Here is a 20,912-nt window from a genome sequence, read left to right as displayed (position 1 = left end):
CCAGAGCTATGCAACTAACAACTCCACCCATTATTTATCCCTCAAGCGACGATCAACCAATGGCAGATAGTACCATTCAGTACAAACTAATTACCAAAATCAAAGAAGGCTGCGAGTTGCTCTATAAAAATGACGAAAATGTCTTTGTAGCCGCCGATTTACTCTGGTATCCAGTCGAGGGAAATTCTACCATATCCCAAGCACCGGATGTCATGGTTATATTTGGCAGACCTAAAAATGACCGACGCTCTTACCTACAATGGCAAGAAGATCGTATTGCTCCTCAAGTCGTGTTTGAGATTCGTTCTTTCAACGATAGTCAAACCAAAATGAATCGGAAATTTTCATTTTACAATCGCCATGGAGTCGAAGAATATTACCTCTACGATCCCCAAGAAAATGAGTTAATCGGTTGGCAAAGAATTGAAGGATTTTTAGAAGTAATTGAAGTCATGTCAGGATGGGTAAGTCCCCGATTAGGAGTGCGATTTGAGTTGGGAGAAGATGGGTTAGAAATTTATCGCCCCGATGGACAAAAGTTTCTCTCTTATTTAGAATTGGAAGAACAACAACAGTTAGCACAACAACGTGCCGAACATGAAGCACAACGGGCTGAAAATGAAGCACGACGAGCTGAAAATGAAGCACGACGAGCTGAAAATGAAGCACAACGGGCTGAACATGAAGCACAACGGGCTGAAAGATTAGCGGCTAAACTGCGCGAATTAAATATAGATCCAGATAGCATCTAAATCCATTAAAATTGTGAAAAAATATCCTTAAAGTTCTGGTATTATTGTACCAATGATTGAAGCTGTAGATGCGAGGATTATTTGTTTATCCCCATACTCTCCCGATTTTAACCCAATTGAACTGTGGTGGTCACAACTCAAATCCTTTTTACGGAAATTTGCTCCCACTACAACGGCAATGATTGACCAAATAATTGCTGTTGCCATTGAGTTAATCAATCCTCAACATTTAAGAAATTGGTTTGCTCATTGTTGCTACTGTACCTCTTAACAGTGGGAATCGCTGTATGTATATTAATCGGGTGCGTTGCGCTACGCGACAACACACCCTACGCGACTAGGGGAGAAAACACACCCGAGGAGAAAATATGGCAAAATTAAGTTGAAGCTGAGGTGAGTTATCGCCCATAATATAGAGATCGGTATTCACACTCCTGTCTTGGGGTGGTTGGTCATCTGCGTCATTGGTCGTTAGGTGATGGACAACCAACAACCAACAACCAACAACCAACAACAAACAACCAGCAACCAATAACCAATAAAGACTGTGACAGAATCAAACTCCTATAAAGACACCGTAAATTTGCCCAAGACTAAATTTGACATGCGGGCGAATGCTGTAATTCGCGAACCGGAATTGCAGCAGTTTTGGGCAGATGAACAAATTTATGAGCGATTGTCACAGGAGAATCCGGGTGAAATTTTCGTGTTGCACGATGGTCCACCTTATGCTAATGGGGCACTCCACATCGGTCATGCCCTAAATAAAATTCTTAAGGATATTATCAATAAATATCAACTCCTCCAAGGGCGGAGGGTTCGCTATATCCCAGGTTGGGATTGTCATGGCTTGCCGATTGAGCTGAAAGTCCTACAAAATATGAAACAGGAGGAGCGATCGCAGCTTACTCCTCTGAAACTACGCCAGAAAGCTAAGGACTTTGCCCTCAAGACTGTAGCACAACAAGCCAAGGGTTTCAAACGTTATGGCGTTTGGGGCGATTGGGAACATCCTTACTTAACTTTGACACCAGAATATGAAGCTGCCCAAATTGGTGTCTTTGGTCAGATGGTTCTCAAGGGTTATATATATAGAGGTGTAAAACCTGTTCACTGGAGTCCTAGTTCTAAAACGGCTCTGGCAGAAGCTGAGTTAGAATACCCGGAAGGTCATATCTCTCGCAGTCTCTATGCCGCATTTCCCATCACCAAAGCAGTAGATGGGCTGCAAGATTTACTCGCACCATATTTATCAGAATCTCTAGAAACTCCTCCCACTAACCATGATGACATCGGCTGTTCCACTCCCCACTCCCTCGGTGTAGCCATCTGGACAACAACTCCTTGGACAATTCCTGGTAACTTGGCTGTTGCTGTGAATCCAGATTTGGCATATTCTGTGGTAGCAGTCGGAACTCAAGCGGATTCCGTCGATGAGGAAAAAGAGTTAAGTCTAGAAACAGCTAAATCTAGCAGTAGCAAGAAAAAACCCAAGGGTTTTGCACCGACAAAGGATAGCAAAACAGCTAAAGAGGAAACTGCCCCAACTGAGGAAATCTCAGAATTGGAGGAAAATCCTGAATCCCAGGAAAAACCAAAGGAATTTCAGTATTTAATCGTAGCGACAGATTTGGTAGAAAGATTATCCCAAATCCTGGATACTCAGTTAACGGTTAAAGCTACTTTCAAAGGGAAGGAATTAGAACATTGTACTTATCGCCATCCCCTCTTTGACCGAGAAAGTCCTATTGTTATCGGCGGCGACTATATTACCACGGAATCTGGTACCGGATTAGTCCATACTGCACCCGGTCACGGTCAAGAAGATTATATCGTAGGACAGAGATATGGTTTGCCGATCCTCTCTCCTGTCGATGAAAATGGTAATTTTACCCAAGAAGCAGGTCAATTTGCCGGGTTGAATGTCCTAAAAGATGCTAATGAAGCGATTATAGAAGCACTGAAAGCAGCAGGTTCATTCCTGAAAGAGGAAGCTTACAATCATAAATATCCCTACGATTGGCGTACCAAAAAACCCACTATCTTCCGGGCAACGGCGCAATGGTTTGCTTCGGTAGCAGGATTCCGCGATGCAGCACTAAAAGCGATCGCAAATGTACAATGGATTCCAGCCCAAGGAGAAAATCGCATTACTCCTATGGTGGCAGATCGTTCCGATTGGTGTATATCCCGCCAACGTAGCTGGGGTGTGCCGATTCCAGTATTCTACGATGAGGAAACTAACGAACCTTTACTGACAGCAGAAAGTATTGCCCACGTTCAAGCCATTATCGCCCAAAAAGGTTCTGATGCTTGGTGGGAAATGTCGGTAGCGGAATTGTTACCCGAATCATACCAAAACAATGGTAAAACTTACCGGAAAGGGACAGATACAATGGATGTCTGGTTCGATTCCGGTTCCTCTTGGGCAGCAGTAGCCAAGGGGCGCGAGGAATTAGTCTATCCAGTTGATATCTATTTGGAAGGCTCAGATCAACATCGAGGTTGGTTTCAATCTAGCCTATTGACAAGTGTAGCAAGTAATGGTATAGCACCCTATAAAACAGTCCTAACTCATGGCTTTGTCCTCGACGAAAAAGGCCGCAAAATGAGTAAATCTGAGGGGAATGTGGTCGATCCTTTGATAATAATTGAAGGTGGGAAAAATCAGAAAACTGAACCTCCTTACGGTGCTGATGTGTTACGGTTGTGGGTATCTTCGGTAGATTATTCTGGCGATGTGCCTATCGGTCAAACTATCCTAAAGCAGTTAGGGGATATCTATCGCAAAATTCGCAATACTGCCCGATTTTTACTGGGGAATTTGCATGATTTTGACCCCGCCCAACACGCTGTACCTTATGAAGAATTGCCAGAATTAGACCGCTACATGCTACACCGGATAACGGAAGTATTTGGGGAAGTGACAGATGCTTTTGAAAGTTATCAGTTTTTCCGGTTTTTCCAGACAGTACAGAATTTCTGTGTGGTGGATTTGTCCAACTTCTATTTAGATGTTGCCAAAGATAGACTCTATATCAGTCACCCAGAATCAGTGCGGCGACGTAGCTGTCAGACAGTATTGGCTATTGCTTTGGAAAATATAGCACGAGCGATCGCGCCTGTACTATGTCACATGGCAGAAGATATTTGGCAATCTTTACCTTACCCCACTCCTTACAAATCAGTATTTGAGTCAGGTTGGACAAGAGTAGAAGAGAAATGGAAAAATCCTGAATTAGCCGAATTGTGGCTAAAATTACGCCAAATCCGCACAGAAGTTAATAAAGTATTAGAGCAAGCCAGAGTTGAGAAGACAATTGGTGCGTCTTTAGAAGCCAAAGTATTATTATATGTCTCAGACTCCCAATTGCGCTCTCGTTTGGAGGAAATGAATCCCACAGGAGTACGCCAAATTATCTCAAAAACAGATAACCAAGAGGTAATCGTAGCGTCCCCACCTGTGATATCTGTTATAGATAACCCACAGGATGACACCCCTCAATCAAGAGCGGAAATACAGCAGCTAGGGAATGAAGCTAATCAGTTATTATCTGAGTCGCTAACGGAGATAAACTTATTATCGAAGAAAAACCTGCAAGTACTGGCAATCGTAGGTTTAATCGTAGTCGCATCCATCACCCTCAAGATTACGATAGCAGTGTTAGATGCGATTAATCATTTACCTCTGCTACCCACTTTCTTTGAACTAATTGGGATTGGATATACCTTGTGGGTTGGCAAGCGCTATGTACTCTTTGGCAAGAATCGTCAAGAGTTGTCTGTGAAAATTCAAGAGTTGAAAGTTGAGGTTTTGGGTTCAGATTCTTTAGTTGAGCCAGAGAGTTTGGCAGGGAGTTATCCTGTTTTGATGGAGGAAGTTGACACAGGCGAGGACACCTGTTCTACGGGGGCGGAGGTTTTTGGAACCGTTGAGGAAGGTGGAATCCTGGGGAATGGTGTTGATGAGTTGCGCTATCTATTTTTAGCGTCAGGCGTGGAAGTGTTGGATTCAAAAGAGATTATCGAAAAAGCTACTTACAGCAGCCATTCGGAGACGCTGAGTGTGGGTGTGGTGACAGCGGATGGCGAAAAGTGCGATCGCTGCTGGAATTACTCGACTCAAGTTGGTAAAACTAGCGAACATCCCACAATTTGCGATCGCTGTGTTGCTGCTTTAGTTGGTGAGTTTTAAATAGAGGTTGTTAGTTATTTGTTGTTAGTTATTTGTTGTTAGTTATTTGTTGTCACCCAGGGTATTGACACTCCCCGGTATAAGGACAAGGGGATTTAAACCTGCTTTCTTATAAGTAAGGATAGCCTAACAACCAATAACCAACAACCAATAACCAATAACCAATAACCAACAACCAATAACCAATAACCAACAACCAATAACCAACAACTAATCAAGACTTGCCAAATTCATCTTAGTCGGTTGTTGTTCCTGGACATTCTGATAACTCGCAATCTTCTGTAAAAATTCTGCGGTTAACCGGGTAAATGCTTTCGCACCTGATGAATTGGGAGTATTGAGGACAACAGGCATAAAACTATCTACCGCTTTAGCCACATTAACATCCATGGGAATGCGGTTTTTAAACAGTTGAGCCGCCGTGAAATCTTCTGTAACTCGCTTCATCACTTGACTATAATATCTCCCCAGAAGACCACCTGACAAAATAAAGACAATTCCCAATAGTCGCAAGTTTAGAGGAGAATCGGAGTTGTGACTTTCTTTGAGGCGAGCAATCCGTCTTTCTAGAAGTTGAATACCGACAACCGATAGTGGCTCTGGGCGGGCGGGGAGCAAATAGAAATCGCTAGCAACAATGCCGCTGCGCGTGAGGAGGTTGTAGCCGGGAGCGCAATCTAAAATAATGAAATCGTAGTTATTAATTACAGGTTCTAAAATTCCCTTAATTAATTGTGTTTCAAACCGATTCCAAACCTCACTAAAGTTTGGCTTACCTTCTTTTACAGCTTGCTCGTGGAGCATTTCAGAAACTAAATATTCATCGTATAAATCGATATCTCCCGGCAATAAATCTAGTTGTTTGATTGTACAAATGTATGGTCTAATTACATCTTGAATAGTAGTTTTACTCTCAAGATTTGGTCTAACTGCTTTGTCAATCAGGTGGCTTAAGGTGCGTCTGGCTTTTCTCGCTTTGGCAAAATCTTGAGGTGCCATTAAGCTGAGTGTGGCGCTAATTTGGGTATCTAAATCGACCACTAAAACGCGCTTTCCATGGTTTTTTGCCAAGCAAGTAGCCAAGTTTACGGTAAGGGTGGTTTTCCCTACGCCACCTTTCATGTTAACTGTGGCAATGACACATCCCATGAATAAAATCCTCTTGGAGTAACGATAGTAAGCGCTAAATTAATATAAAGGTATATTAGCATACCTGCACCAAAAAACCGAAATAACTGAGCGGTTAAATTCTCTCCCGATCCCCCGATCCTCGACATATAGCGCTTCTCAGTTAAGTGAGGTGGAGAGAAACCCGGTTTCGCCGAAGTTACCGGGTTTCTGGGGGTTTTTCCTCTGTACTTGATGGAACTGAAAACCGCTATAGAGTAAGGTGTTGAAGGATTTTTGCTCTTATGGACTAGTTTTTGGAAAACCTTGTCCCCAGGGTATTGGCGAGTCGCTGTAAGACTTCTTTGCTTAAATCAGTGAAGGCTTTAGCACCTGATGAATTTGGTTCCGTGAGGACAACAGGCTGAAACTCATCAACGGCTTTGGCAATAGCCACATTGGTGGGAATTTCTGTATTAAAAATTTTGTCTGAACCAAATTCAGCACTAACTCTATTTTTGACTTTGGTTGCCATTGTTGTCGCATGGCCCAGAGATGAGAAGACAATGCCCAAAAGAGCGATGTTAGTGCGATTGCTCTGTTTGAGTTTTTTGATATGTGCTTCCAATATTCCCATCCCTACAACTGACAGGGGTTCGGGTTTAGCTGGAATCAAATAAAAATTACTAGCGATTAAACCACTTCTGGTAAGCATGTTATCTCCAGGAGGAAAATCTAATATCATTAGATCGTAATTGTCTAATACTGGCTGGAGAATGCTTTTGAATAAGGTATCTTCCAAATTATTCCAGTTTTTTTCAAAGTCTTGGCGATCGCTCTTTGACTGAGAATAAAGACGTGTTGCCAATAAAAAATCATTATATAGTTCGATATTACCAGGTAGTAAATCTAGCCCATTCACTTTACATATATTTCGCTGAATTACGTTTTGGATTGGGATAGTTGATTGACCATTCGGGTTAATTAATTGCTCGACTAACTGTTTTAAGGTGCGACTTTCTTTCCTTAAATTGGCAAATTGAAGGGGGGGGATCAAGCTTAGGGTTGCATTAATCTGAGTATCTAAATCTACGATTAACACTCGCATCCCATAATCTTTGGCGAAACTTGTTGCTAGATTAACGGTGGTGGTTGTTTTACCAACACCACCTTTCATATTGACTATGGAAATAACGTATCCCATTCACTTTGGTCTCTACAGATTATAATTTTGACACTCCCTTGGCTGGGATCGCGGGGTTTGGAGCTTTATCTTTCTTATCATAGTGTAGCGAGACAACGGATTGACATCTTCAGGCCGCTATACCTCTACGAGGTATAGCGGGGGATTCCCAAGATTATAGCGGGAGCCTTCTGCCGAGATTAAAGTCGGAATCCACTGTTTCTATCTCTCCTCAGTACACGGATCCAGTATAGGAATGATTAGAATAAGGTGAAAATGCTAGGTTTGATCGCGGTGTTAAAGTTCAGGCATTTTTCCGAGGAAAGGCAAAAGCTGAAAGGGAAAAGACTCAATACCTTCTTCCCCATTCCCCATTCCCCATTCTCCATTCCCCTGTTATGGGCTACTGTTATCGCCATTTCCGGCAATCTGGGTGGCTGCGTTTCCATCTCCTTGAAGGAAGGACCGAAAACACCATCATCTCCATTACCGACACCAACAGAGACGGTGCCATTGTCAACGCCAACAGAGACGGTAACCGAGTCACCCATTGTCAGTGTCCCGAAATTACCCCCATCAACGGCTAATCGGGATATACTCGAACAAAGCTGGGTCATCTACAGACAACAATTTATCCAAGAAGATGGTCGAGTAATCGACTATCAAGCTAGCGATCGCTCAACTTCTGAAGGTCAAGCTTATGCTATGCTACGAGCCGTCCTCATTGATGACCCTACCACATTTGCCCTCACCCTAAAATGGGCGGAAAATAACCTCCATCGACTCGATCCTCAAGGTAAACCCATCGATCAACTTTGGGTGTGGTTGTGGGGAAAGGAAAAAGAAAAGTGGGGCGCAATTGATCGGAATTTTGCTAGCGATGCGGATATTGATGCGATTACGGCTTTAATCTTGGCATACCGTCGTTGGCATCGCCCTGAATATCTGAATTTGGCACAGCTCAAATTGCGAGATTTGTGGGAGTATTCCACCATAGAAGTAGCGGGGGGAAAGCGCTATCTCCTACCAGGGCCAAAAGAAGCCTTTGTCCCCACTCCCTCTACTATATATTTCAATCCCTCCTATCTCGCACCCTATGCCTTTCGCCTCTTTGCTCAAGTCGATCCTCAACGGAATTGGCTGAGTTTAGTTGAAAGTAGCTACCAAATTCTAGAGCAGTCATCCAAAGTTTCCAAAGCAGGCTTGCCAAGTGATTGGATTGCCCTGGATACTCAAACAGGGAAATTCCAGCCACTACCACCCGATAGTAAACTCAAAAGCCTCTATAGCTTTGATGCGTACCGAGTTTGGTGGCGAGTAGCTTGGGATGCTGAATTATTTCAATCTCCGGAAGGACTAAGCTATCTTAAAGTAGCCACTCAACACCTTCAAAAACTATTGCGCCAACCTGGGAATATCCCAGCCCAAATCGATCTCCAGGGGAAATCTATAGTTAATTACGAAGCAACGTCCCAATACGCTATGCTTTATCCTGCCCTGCGCTTAATCGATCCTAAAATGGCTGAAGAATTACTCCAGAAAAAACTATTACCTAGATACAATGAGGGAATTTGGGACGATCAATCATCCTACTACACTCAAAATCTCGCCTGGTTAGGATTACTCCCTACTCAAGCTATCGATCCTAAACTACTGCAAAAATGATGAAGGATAAAGGATAAAGGATGAAGTATGAAGTATGAAGGAGGAAATAAGAACGATAATTTGGACAGTTAAGATGAAGTATTATTTTTCAAACTTCATCCTTCATCTTTCATCCTTCCTTCATCACAATTAAAATTAGATGAACAATAGCTTATGAAACGATTGTTTGGGTCTTCCAAACCCAAGAAACCAACGACCAATGAGCGCCGAAATCAATCCACCCGATGGCAGAAACACCCGCGATTTTGGCTGTTACTATTCTGTGTAATATTAATTGTAATATTGGGTAATAATGTCAATTTGGTATCAGCTCAAAGCGATCGCTCTCTCAAAGAGCAAGAAGACCAATTGATTCGCGAGTATACCTTACCAAGTGCGCCAACCCAAACTCCAGTCTATAAACCTTTACCTCCGTCTCCTCCCAAAAATAAAAAGCCTAGCGCTCCAGCCACCCGCAAACTAATCGGACCACAACCGCCCCCGCAGCAACCTCAAAGTCCCCCACGAAAACCAACCCCACGCCCCCAAACGCCTGAAAAACCAAAGCCACAACCAGAGTCAGAGCCAAAGGTTAGGGAGTCAGTTACGTCAGAAACAGAGACTCCGGATCAACCTCGTGCCAAACCCAGGGCAAAATCTCCAACCATTAAAGAAGAAGAAACTACTACCACCGAAGCTCTGCCAACTGCTGAGTACATCCTGCAATTCAATCGCTCTCCTGTGGTGGGGAACCGTTTCCGCTTGCGGGGTATTTATTCGACAGCGCGATTAGGCTTTACTCGTCCCCAAGGCTGGAAAATAACTGCCTCCAAAGCTCTAATCCGTTACCAACATTCACCTGCATTAATTGCTAGTCGCTCTAATTTAACCGTACAGGTGAATGGTACAAGTATTGGTTCAATACCCCTCAATCGCAAACAGTCTCAGATAGGTCAAGCTTTATTTAGTATCCCAGCAAGATTGATTCAGGATTATAATGATCTAACGATTGTAGTGCAGCAGCAGAATGATGAAAAATGTAGCGATCCCAGTGACGCAACTCTTTGGACTGAGGTGCTACCAGATTCAGAATTACAGTTTGAATATCAACCCCAACCAATACCTCTAAACTTTAGCCGCTATCCCTATCCATTCTTCGATCAATTAAGTTTGGATGCAAATAAGATTGTTTACTTGCTACCCAAAGTAAATGATGATTGGTTAATAGCTGCTTCTCGTTTACAAGCAGCTTTAGGCAGACAGGCTGAGTTTCGTCCAATTGAGACTAGCTTAGTCAAAGATATCGAAGATCTGGACTTTGGCGATCGCGCAGTCATTATCGGCACTCCCGCCACTCAACCCACACTAAAAGATTTAGATCTACCCTTTCCCATTATTAAAAATCAAATTCTGGATGGGAATAAAACAGCTTTACCAGAAGATATTGGAGTATTGATATTAACCACAACTCTGGATGGAGCTGTGCCAGTATTAGTTGTCACGGGAAATGGCTCTGAAGGAGTTGCTAAAGCAGCTCAGTTTTTAGTACAACCAGATACTAAGAAACTTGGCACTGGCCAAGCTATTTTAGTTAATAGTCTCAAGGATGTACCAGCACCCCCACTCCGAGAATGGAAAGGATTTTTACCAACCAAAGATTCTTTTAAACTCAGCGACATCAAAACCCAGGAAAACGGCGAACCCTTACAAGAGATCGCCGTGCGAGGTGCTGGCGCACCACCCGTTCAGATTGATTTTCGCCCCTTACCAGATGACGAGTTTACCCGGGGAAGCTCCATGAATCTCCGTTACAGTTATGGTCCCCAAGTTAATCCTAGAACCTCAGCAGTTGAAGTATTACTTGATGGAGTATTTATTGGTGGGGCAAGGTTAACTAGTGAAGATGGCGCGACTAACAAGAAGCTAAACGTAGATTTACCTGCCAACCTGATGAACCGTCTCACATCCACTTCTAAACTGGAAGTAGCCTTCCGTTTGAACCCCAGGGAGCCTGGAGAATGCGGTAAAGTTACAGATCAACAACTAACAGGAACAGTTCATCCCGACACCAGTTTTAAACTCAACCGCCAACAATCCGTACAACTGCCAGATTTAAAACTTTTGCAGTCAGGTTATCCCTTTGCCGCACCCCAAGATTTATCAAATACGGCAATTGTCGTACCCGATGCACCGACTAAAACAGATCTCCTAACTATGCTGGCATTCAGCGAAAGATTGGGACGACTTTCTAAGGCAGATTCAGTCAAGATTAGCGCTTACACCACCGCCTCATTGCCCCCAGAAGTCCGGAAAACAAACAATTTGGTAGCAATTGGTACGCGGGATCAATTTCCTTTACCGGAAGCTTTGACAAAGGAAGCGGGCGGATTTGGTTTAGGTAGTGCTTTTTCTAGACAATCGGATCGAGCAAGCATCCAAACATTGCCAGATGATGGAGGGACAATTAAAGAAATCATATCTCCAGATAATCCGGAACGGGTTGTTTTAGCACTCTCCGCTCAAACCGAAAATGGTTTAGAAAGAGTACGACAAATTATTAGCAAAGACTCTTGGTTTTTCCAACTCAAAAAAGATACGGTACTGGTTAGTAGCAATCAGGAAAACACATCTACTTACGATCCCGATGCCTACAAGCTTGACTTTTTGAACCGCGCCCCCACAACTCGCCGGATTGAAAATACCAGCCTGCTAGGTAAAATAGCTCGCATCCTCCAGGATAACTGGATTTTCTTACCAGGAGGTATTTTAGCGATCGCACTTCTACTCTATGGTATCTCTCAGCTCTATCTCAAGCGCCTTAGCGATCAAAAGAGTCATTAGTTATTGGTTGTTTGTTATTGGTTATTGGTTATTGGTTATTTAACAAAGAACAACAAACAACTAACAACTAACAAACAACAACTAACAAACAACAACTAACAACCAACAACTAACAACATGTCTTTTTCCCTCTTCAATTTCCGTCCCCGCCGTCCCTTCGCCACTGATTGGCTCGTCGATTTTATCCCATCATTTTTTGACAGAATACTAGGAAAATTAGGATGGAGTCATCTAAAATGGATGATTTTATTCCTAAGCATCATATCCGTACCACTAGTAATTACACCGCTCAAGATTTGGCAGCAGAGTGCGATTGCCGTAGTCCTAATAGCAATTGGACAGGTGATAGTGCGAGCAGAAACAAGAGTAAAAAATGATAAAGAAATCAGCGAATATTATCACTTGTTTTTAATGTGGTTGAGTTTAGCTACCACAGCTCGTTATTTATATTACCGTCTGAGCTATACCCTCAACTTTGATACCTTCCTCAATGGCACTTTTTGTTTACTATTGTTAGTATCAGAACTTTACGCAATTTTGACCTTAGTTTTGGCTTACTTTCAAACACTGAAAATTCAAGATCGCGAGCCAATAGATATTTCAACCATTCCCGAAGATAAATTATTTAAAGTTGATATATATATTCCCACCTACAACGAAGATGTAGATATTGTACGGAAGACGACACTAGGTGCAGTGGCAATTGATTATCCAGCATCTAAAAAAAAGGTGTATGTTTTAGATGATGGTCGTCCAGAAAAGTATAAAGAAGACGATCCGCGCCGAGAAAAGTTTAGACTCCGGAGGGAACAATTGCGGCAAATGTGCGCCGAAGTCGGGGCATCCCTCCTGACACGGGATAGTAACGATCATGCTAAGGCGGGAAATATTAACACAGCCTTTCGCAATACAGACGGCGATTTGGTAATGATTCTGGATTGCGATCACATCCCCACTCGTCAGTTTCTCCAGCATACAGTGGGCTTTTTCTTAGATGATAAAGTGGCATTTGTCCAAACACCTCACTGGTTTTTCAACCCCGATCCTTTTGAGAGAAACTTGCGCACTGGAGGGCGAATTCCGGCAGGTAATGAACTATTTTATAAGGTTTTACAAAAAGGAAATGATTTCTGGAATGCGGCATTCTTTTGCGGTTCAGCGGCCGTAATTCGCAAAGAATATGCCCTGGAAATTGGTGGAATTGCCACAGAAACTGTCACTGAAGATTGCCACACGGCTTTCCGATTGCATTCTTTAGGATATAAGTCAGTTTACTACGACAAAATTATGATTGCAGGTTTAGCGCCTGAGACTTTTTCCTCCTATGTGGGGCAGCAAGTTCGCTGGGCGCGGGGGATGGCTCAAATTCTGCGGATTGAAAACCCAGTCTTGAACCCCAAATTGAATCTAACTATTCCCCAACGCATTTGCTATTTTAGTGCTACTTCCCACTTTTTCTTCGGCTATCCTCGATTAATGTACGCGATTGCGCCGACTTTGTTTTTACTATTTAGTATTAACCCAATTCGGGGTTTGGGTTTAGAAACATTGGCTTATGCTTTGCCTCACCTTCTTCTTTCATTAAATGCTAACTACATCACTTATAAGGAAGTTCGGTTTTCTTTTTGGAACGAAATTCTCGAATTTGTGATGGCATTTCAGGCGGGATATGTCACCATGATGGCGCTGATTAATCCTAATCTAGGTGAGTTTAACGTCACCGACAAAGATATGACGTTAATTAAGCGAGAATTTACTTGGGAAAACTTTGATTGGCAGTCGGTGAAAGGTTTGTTAGGAGTGACGGCATTAATTATAATTGCTTTGATTTCTGTACCCTTTTGGTTGATCCTCCGTCCAGAGGATTGGGAGGCGGTATCAGTTAATGCGATGTGGTCAGTCTTTAATCTAATTCTACTGTTAGCAGCACTATTAGTTGCCTTTGAGCAACCCCAAGAACGAACTTCACACCGTTTATATCGACGGTTAGGAGCGACAGTTTATAGCTATGATTACAACACTGAGCAGACTCAGGAATGGCATGGAATTACTCAGGATCTTTCAGAAACAGGTACTGGAATTCTTTTAGAAGGTCAACCTACTTTACCAGAAGAAGTGGAAATTGAGTTAGTTGGTGATTTTGGGGCGAGGGTAATTTTGGATGCGGAGGTGATCAGGTTACAATCGAGAAATAACAATCAATCTATCTTATCTGTTAGGTTTAGCGATCTTAATCAAACTCAGAAAGATAATTTAACTTTAGTCACCTATTCTGATGTGAAGGAATGGTATTCCCAAAAGCGTCAATATGTGGATCGCCCGATGGAATCTTTTGGCTTCTTAGCTACGGGCATGTTCCGCGTATTTAAGGAATTTAATGTATCTAAATCGAATCTTAAAAGATTGCGGAAAAAGATTCGGGCTTCAGCTCAGATTTACTGGCAAGGTGAATTTTATCTTGGCAAAGCTACGGATTTAGGAGCGACGAGTATCAGGCTAGAGTTAGAAAATATTACAACTTCAAATGCCAAGTTACTGGAGTCTAAAAACTTAGAAAGGATACAGCAAGAAGAACCGATTGTTGGCTTACTATTAAGTCAGAATGAAAATACTCCTTCACGGGAGCGTCTCTTGGCTCAAATTTCATCTATAGACTTATTGGCGAGTGATGGAGGTAGTAGTGGTACTCCTGGAAAGGTGGCAATTGAGTTAAGTTTTCCAGAGCAATTTAAGGATAAGCAGGATGAGAAAATTAAAGAGCTTTTAAGAATACTACGTTGAAGGGCGGTTTTAACCGCAGCTACACAGACAAAACCCGCCTTCGCGGGTTTCAATCCTGTTGATTTGGCTGAAGGGCGGTTAAAACCGCAGCTACACAGACAAAACCCGCCTTCGCGGGTTTCAATCCTGTTGATTTGGCGTTACTTTTCCATCCTATCTTTTACTCCCTCAGTAGCAGCAGCCTCAACTTGAGTGAGAATAGAGTCTAAACTGACTCCAAAAACATCATGTCTGCGGAAGCATCTAGCAAACCTAACCCTCAGAAGGGTAAAAAATTTCGTCTCTGGATTACCCTAATTGTTCCTTTTGTCGTGCAAATCGTTGGTACAGTGGGGCTAGTGGGTTATCTTTCATTCCGCAATGGACAAAAAGCGGTGAATGATTTAGCCTCTCAGCTTCGCAGTGAATTGACTCTTCGGATTGAAAGGGAGTTAAAAAGTTACCTGACTGTACCCCATGATATCAACCAGTTTAATGCGACTGCCTTTGCCAGAGGCGAGTTAGATTTTGCTAACCCCGAGAATGTGTCTCAACTCCTCCAGCAAGCCAAGATTTATTCCTTCTCCTATGGAATTTATTGCTCGACTCAGAAAGGTGAGCATCTCGCAGTCAGACTAGAAGAGTTTAAAAATGGGAAAAACTATGTACGTTTGGATACGGGGAAGTTACGAATTGCCAATGAATCTACGAATCACCATATCTATACTTATAAGCTAGATGCCGATGGAAATAGACTAATACTTAACAGTAAGGATGAGAAAATTTACGATCCCCGAAATCGCCCTTGGTACAAAGCGGCTGTGGCACAAAAACGTCCGACTTGGAGTGATGTATATCTAGATTTTACCTCTCTAATCCCCACTATTACTGCTAGTCAACCTGTCTACGATTCCAGGAATGGACAACTACTTGGTGTCTGTGGTGTTGATGTATTATTGCCAGAGCAATTTAGAAAATTTCTTTCTAGCCTGAAGATTGGTAAGCATGGTGGAGCCTTTGTTATGAATCGTTCCGGCCAAATCATGTCTAGTTCAACGGATGAAAAACTGACTAGAGGTGAAGGCCAAAATGCCAAGCTAATTCAAGCCACAGAGAGTAGTGAACCATTAATCCGGGAAACTGCGATATTTTTGCAGAAAAAATTTGACACCTTCAAAAGCATTCAGGAGTCCCAACAACTGGACTTTTTGCTAAAGAGTCAACGGCAATTGGTACAGGTTTTGCCACTTAAAGATGACAAAGGATTAGATTGGCTAATTGTTGTGACTGTTCCAGAATCCGATTTTATGGAGCAAATCAATGCCAATACTATTAATACGATTATACTAGCTTTAATTGCTCTATTAATTGCCATCGCTATTGGTATTCTTACTGGTAGATGGATGACGCGCCCGATTCTAGAAGTTTCTCAAGCCGCCTGTGAGATTGCTGACGGAAAATTAGACCAGAATATTGCTCCCAGCAACATTATTGAAATAGAAAAGCTCTCGAATTCTTTCAATAGTATGGCCAAGCAACTCCAAAAATCTTTTGCCACTTTAGAAGAGCAAAATGAAGACCTAAAACGCCTGGATCAACTTAAAGATGAATTCCTCGCTAATACCTCTCACGAACTTCGGACTCCCCTCAATGGTATTATTGGTATTGCGGAATCTCTGATGGACGGTGCAACTGGGGAATTATCGCCAACCACCCAAAGAAACCTCACTTTAATTATCTCTAGCGGTCACCGTTTGTCTCGGTTAGTTAACGATATTCTCGATTTCTCTAAACTCAAACATAAAAATATAGAATTGCAACTCAAACCCTTAGATTTACGATCTATTATCGATGAAGTTTTAACTCTCAGCTTACCCCTAGTTGCCAATAAAAATTTACAACTTATCAATCGGATTCCCGGTAATCTGCCAACTGTAGAAGCAGATGAAGATCGCCTACAACAAATTTTGCATAATTTGGTAGGTAATGCTATTAAATTTACCCCTTCTGGAACCGTAGAAGTCACAGCAGAAGTCATTTTCACTCATTCATCATCAGTCATTCATCAAGAGAATCTATCTAATAACCAACAACAAACAACCAATCACCAACAACCAACAACCAATAACCAACAACCAACAACCAATAACCAACAACAAATTGCCATCACCATATCTGACACTGGAATTGGCATTCCCGCAGATAAATTTGACCGTATCTTTGAATCCTTTGAACAAGCTGAAGGTTCCACTGCTAGAGAATATGGTGGTACAGGATTAGGATTAGCCGTGACAAAAACACTGGTTGAATTACACGGTGGAGAAATTACGGTTCATTCTACAGTTGGCAAAGGTTCACAATTTACCTTTACCTTACCTAGTTTCTCTAACCAGACGGAATTAAATATATCCCCAAGTTCGGTTGAATCACAGGAACCAATTAAGCCTATTTCTGATATCAGAAATAATAATTTCCCGACACCTATAAGCAGTCATATTCACCCATCGACAACAGCAATAAGCCGTCAAATACCCCAATCAGCAACACCAATCAAAAGTCAAATCTCCCACTCTCAAACTATTGATGGTACGCAATACAAAGTTTTAATTGTGGATGACGAACCCGTTAATCGTCAAGTACTGATCAACCATCTTGCTCTATACAATTACGAGATTACTGAAGCGAGTAATGGACTAGAAGCTTTAACAGTTATCGATAACGGTTTCATCCCAGACATCATCTTACTCGATGTGATGATGCCCAGTATGACAGGTTATCAAGTCTGTCAAACAATCCGCAATCGCTTCCCCGCACAAGAATTACCCATTGTTATGCTAACTGCCAAAAATCAAGTAGCAGATATAGTAGAAGGATTTGCATCAGGAGCCAATGATTATCTCTGTAAGCCAATCCAAAAACAAGAAATGCTGGCTCGCCTCAAAACCCATCTCCATCTCGCTAAACTCACCTCCGCTTACGGCAGATTTGTCCCCCAGAATTTTCTCAGATTTTTACAAAAGGAAAGTATTATAGATGTCCAATTAGGTGACCAAGTACAACAGAAAATGACGGCAATGTTTTCTGATATTCGCTCATTTACCACCTTGTCAGAAGGAATGTCACCTCAAGAAACCTTTGATTTTATTAACTCCTATTTAAGTAGAGTTAGTCCACTAATTCGTCAGCACAATGGGTTTATTGATAAATATATTGGCGACGGGATTATGGCATTGTTTCCCGACTCCGCCAATGATGGAGTAGAATCTGCGATCGCAATGGAACACGCCATGGTACGATACAATCAAGCTCGGCAACAACAAGGTGATGTTCCTATTGCCATTGGCATCGGTTTACATACGGGTAATTTAATGCTAGGAACCATTGGTGAATCGGAACGAATGGAAACTACAGTTATTTCAGATGCGGTTAATTTAGCCTCTCGTTTAGAAGGATTAACCAAGCTTTATGGAGTCGGAATTTTAGTGAGCGAAGCGACAATATCTCAGCTTAGTGACGTACAAAATTATACCTATCGATTTCTCGATCGTGTTAGAGTCAAAGGGAAAAAGCAACCCATTGCCATCTATGAATTATATGATGAAAAACTTAAAAAATCTAATCAGTTAAAGACAAAAACACGGAAGATATTTCAGCAAGCAGTATTCGCTTATAGTCAGGGAAATTTTGCCATCGCAGAGGGCATATTCCAAAAAATATTAAAGCTCAATCCTCAAGATAGAGCCGCTATTCTTTATATTAAGCGCTGTCAGCGATACCAAAAATATGGGGTACCAGAGGGATGGGAAGGTGTCACTAATTTAGGTTTTAAGTAGGTGGAGATAATTCAACCTACAGAGGGTAATATCCATCCAAGTAATGTCATCCAATCCCACAGGAGATTTTGGACATTGCTCTCCCTAAACCTTCAAAGGGTTAAACTGAGATCTTGCACCAATGTCAAAAAAGAGTTGTAGGTAGGGTGGGCAGTCCCCAATATAAGGCGAAAAGCTGATGATTACGTTGGTGGGGACTGCCCACCCTACGGTTATTTCAACTGGTGCAAGATCTGAGTTAAAGTTGTCAAATTTATAGCATAATGTAAGTATTATGTATCTTCATAGTAGATACAATAAGGTCGTGACGAGAGATAAGTAGCTATGACCGCTATTATTACTAAATGGGGCAATAGTTTCGCTATCCGTATCCCCAATTCTTTAGCCGAGCAATTACAACTGAGTGAAGGTGTCAGTGTATCCATTAGCGTGTCTGATGGAAATTTGATAATTGCACCGCAACGAAGGAAAAAATATACCCTCGATGAATTATTGACAGGAATGACGGCGGAACATTTTCATGGGGAAACTGATACTGGGATGCCTGTGGGGAGGGAAGTTTGGTAGATTCTGATTCTAATTATGTACCAGAGCGGGGAGATATTGTCCGCATCAACTTCAATCCCCAAATGGGACGCGAACAAGCGGGCTATCGTCCGGCGTTTATCCTGTCGCCAGCAAAATATAATAAGATGGCATCTTTGGCATTGATATGTCCAATTACAGGAAAGGTAAAGGGACTGAGTTTTGAGGTGAAACTTGCTGAAAGTATGGAGACGGTTGGTGTCGTGTTGGTTGACCACATTAAAAGCTTGGATTGGAGGGCAAGAAATATTAAGTTTGTCGAAAAAGCTACACCGGATGTTATTGAAGAAGTGCTGGCTAAACTAGAACCCCTGGTTTCGTAAGTTTGCCAATCAGTCATCATCCTCCTCTTCCCCCCACTTTTTCGATGACTCCGCCGCTTTAGGAGTAGCCTTTGGCTTCACATAATATGGAGAAGATGGCACAATTTCTAACTGCTGATACTTCTGCTTTTCCACTTCCTTTTTCTTGGGCGGTTCACTTTTAGTAAGCCCACCTTTTCGCCGCTGAGAAGTTCCTTCTTCACTCGTATTTTCTGCCACTACTTCATATAGTAAAGCTACCTTATTAATATCAGTCCCCTTCCGCAAAACTCGCCCTAATCGCTGGACATATTCTCTTTCTGAACCCGTACCGGATAAAATAATCGCTATCCGCGCATCTGGAACATCTACTCCTTCATTTAAAACATGGGAAGCCGCCAGAGTTTTGTATTCTCCTTCCCGAAATCGAGTTAGAATATCATGACGTTCTTTAACATGAGTATGATGAGTAATAGCAGGGATTAAAAAATCTTGAGAAATCCGATAAACAGTAGCATTATCATTAGTAAAAATCAGAATTCTTTCCAGGTAATGTTTTGCAAGTAAATCGGCTAAAATCCGCATTTTCCCATCCGTACTAAGGGCAATTTCCTTTGATTCCCGATGTGCTAACATAGCACGCCTTCCTTTTTGAGAACCCGCACTCATTTGGACAAATCTTTGCCAACCTTCCATACTACTAAGATGGATATTAGCTTCTTTCAAAAACTCATTACGAATCTTAAGGCACTGAGTATACCGCTCGCGCTCTTTTGGTGATAACTTAACCTTGATCTGAACTATCTTATGTTCAGCTAAAGCCAAACCAGATAATTCCTCCGGAGTTTTGCGATAAACTTCTAAACCAATTAATCTATTTAGATCGTTATGTCTTCCATCAGTACGGTTAGGAGTGGCAGTCAATCCTAAACGATAAGGCGCGATCGCAAATTCGGCAATAGATTTGTAAAAATCTGTCGGTAAGTGGTGACACTCATCAAAAATTATCAATCCGTAGAGATTCCCCAAAGACTCAGCATGAATTGTGGCACTATCGTAAGTAGCAATTAAAATAGGAGTGCGATCGCGGGAACCTCCCCCTAGCAATCCCACCTCTATATCGGGAAAGGCTGCCTCTACTTGAGCATACCATTGGTGCATTAAATCCAAAGTTGGTACAACAATTAACGTACTCCGAGGAGTAGCCTCCATCGCTAATTGTGCCAAATAAGTTTTCCCCGCAGCAGTTGGCAATACAACTACCCCACGCCTTCCCCCTTGCTTCCACGCTAAAAGTGCTTCCTCTTGATGAGGATAAGGTTTCATTTCAAAGCTGGGAAGCAATTCCAGCGACATAAATTCTTTAGCGTCATCAATAAAATCAATCTTCTCAGCTTGGAGTAATTCCACCAAACTCCGATAGTACATTCCTAAAATGCGAAACTTCTCCACTCGGTCATCCCATGTGGCATAATCCACCCATGCTTTACCCCGTGGTGGTGGATGTAATAGTAGAGTTCCCCTGTCAAAGGTTAATCTGGGATTACGAAACATGGCTAATGGCTAATGGCTTGGCTAATTGTATAGCAGCGAGTCTATGAAGGTGATTGGTGACGCTAAAAATTGTTGCAGCAACTCACACCTACAAAGACACTCCCCCACACCAAAAAACCCACTCCCCACACCCACAAGGGGGATAAGGGGGATAAG

Annotated in this window: 12 protein-coding genes; 9 read left to right on the top strand and 3 right to left on the bottom strand. The window is 42.3% G+C overall.

All coding sequences use genetic code 11. From position 1 onward, the window contains the following. Positions 1–8: 8 nt before the first annotated feature. The 3 genes from NJ959_RS04300 to ileS all read left to right on the top strand — a co-directional run bounded on the left by NJ959_RS04300 (position 9) and on the right by ileS (position 4,947). Positions 9–752 carry a Uma2 family endonuclease gene (locus NJ959_RS04300; RefSeq protein WP_254010517.1) on the top strand — a complete coding sequence of 248 codons (744 nt, stop codon included), beginning with the start codon at positions 9–11 and terminating at the stop codon, positions 750–752. Between the two features lie 52 nt (positions 753–804). Next, positions 805–1,023 carry a transposase gene (locus tag NJ959_RS30585; protein ID WP_373693597.1) on the top strand — a complete coding sequence of 73 codons (219 nt, stop codon included), beginning with the start codon at positions 805–807 and terminating at the stop codon, positions 1,021–1,023. Positions 1,024–1,299: 276 nt separating this feature from the next. Beyond that, complete coding sequence (ileS, locus tag NJ959_RS04290; RefSeq protein ID WP_254010516.1) at positions 1,300–4,947, top strand: isoleucine--tRNA ligase; 3,648 nt, start codon at positions 1,300–1,302, stop codon at positions 4,945–4,947. A gap of 210 nt (positions 4,948–5,157) precedes the next feature. On the opposite strand, the gene NJ959_RS04285 is transcribed toward ileS, so the two are convergent. Together NJ959_RS04285 and NJ959_RS04280 are read right to left on the bottom strand one after the other, a co-directional pair. After that, positions 5,158–6,096 (bottom strand): ParA family protein, encoded by a 939-nt coding sequence (locus tag NJ959_RS04285; RefSeq protein ID WP_254010515.1) that lies wholly within the window; start codon positions 6,094–6,096, stop codon positions 5,158–5,160. A 268-nt stretch (positions 6,097–6,364) separates the two neighbouring features. Then, positions 6,365–7,258 carry a ParA family protein gene (locus NJ959_RS04280; RefSeq protein ID WP_254010514.1) on the bottom strand — a complete coding sequence of 298 codons (894 nt, stop codon included), beginning with the start codon at positions 7,256–7,258 and terminating at the stop codon, positions 6,365–6,367. A gap of 255 nt (positions 7,259–7,513) precedes the next feature. Between NJ959_RS04280 and NJ959_RS04275 the strand changes: the two genes are divergently transcribed. The 6 genes from NJ959_RS04275 (at position 7,514) to NJ959_RS04250 (ending at position 19,223) form a co-directional block, all read left to right on the top strand. Then, the gene (locus NJ959_RS04275; RefSeq protein WP_254010513.1) at positions 7,514–8,902 is read left to right on the top strand and encodes a family 8 glycosyl hydrolase; all 1,389 of its coding nucleotides are present in this window, start codon (positions 7,514–7,516) and stop codon (positions 8,900–8,902) included. A gap of 153 nt (positions 8,903–9,055) precedes the next feature. Further along, positions 9,056–11,722, top strand: a complete 2,667-nt coding sequence (locus NJ959_RS04270; RefSeq protein WP_254010512.1) for a cellulose biosynthesis cyclic di-GMP-binding regulatory protein BcsB — start codon at positions 9,056–9,058, stop codon at positions 11,720–11,722. Between the two features lie 117 nt (positions 11,723–11,839). After that, positions 11,840–14,503, top strand: coding sequence for a glycosyltransferase family 2 protein (locus NJ959_RS04265; RefSeq protein ID WP_254010511.1), 2,664 nt, complete (start codon positions 11,840–11,842; stop codon positions 14,501–14,503). A gap of 227 nt (positions 14,504–14,730) precedes the next feature. Further along, positions 14,731–18,315, top strand: coding sequence for an ATP-binding protein (locus NJ959_RS04260; RefSeq protein WP_254010510.1), 3,585 nt, complete (start codon positions 14,731–14,733; stop codon positions 18,313–18,315). A gap of 324 nt (positions 18,316–18,639) precedes the next feature. Continuing rightward, positions 18,640–18,882 (top strand): AbrB/MazE/SpoVT family DNA-binding domain-containing protein, encoded by a 243-nt coding sequence (locus NJ959_RS04255; RefSeq protein WP_254010509.1) that lies wholly within the window; start codon positions 18,640–18,642, stop codon positions 18,880–18,882. Further along, the gene (locus NJ959_RS04250; protein ID WP_254010508.1) at positions 18,876–19,223 is read left to right on the top strand and encodes a type II toxin-antitoxin system PemK/MazF family toxin; all 348 of its coding nucleotides are present in this window, start codon (positions 18,876–18,878) and stop codon (positions 19,221–19,223) included. The genes NJ959_RS04255 and NJ959_RS04250 overlap by 7 nt, the downstream gene beginning before the upstream one ends. Positions 19,224–19,232: 9 nt before the next feature. Here the strand turns inward: NJ959_RS04250 and NJ959_RS04245 are convergent, their stop codons facing one another. Continuing rightward, a complete protein-coding gene (locus tag NJ959_RS04245) occupies positions 19,233–20,756 on the bottom strand; it encodes a DEAD/DEAH box helicase family protein (protein ID WP_254010507.1) in 1,524 nt (507 codons plus the stop codon). Positions 20,757–20,912 lie beyond the last annotated feature (156 nt).

Origin of the sequence: Limnofasciculus baicalensis BBK-W-15, assembly GCF_024178385.1 — a bacterium.
GTDB lineage: Bacteria > Cyanobacteriota > Cyanobacteriia > Cyanobacteriales > Coleofasciculaceae > Limnofasciculus > Limnofasciculus baicalensis.
The sequence above is the reverse complement of the archived record's forward strand: the minus strand, read 5'-3'. Positions and strand labels throughout refer to the sequence as shown.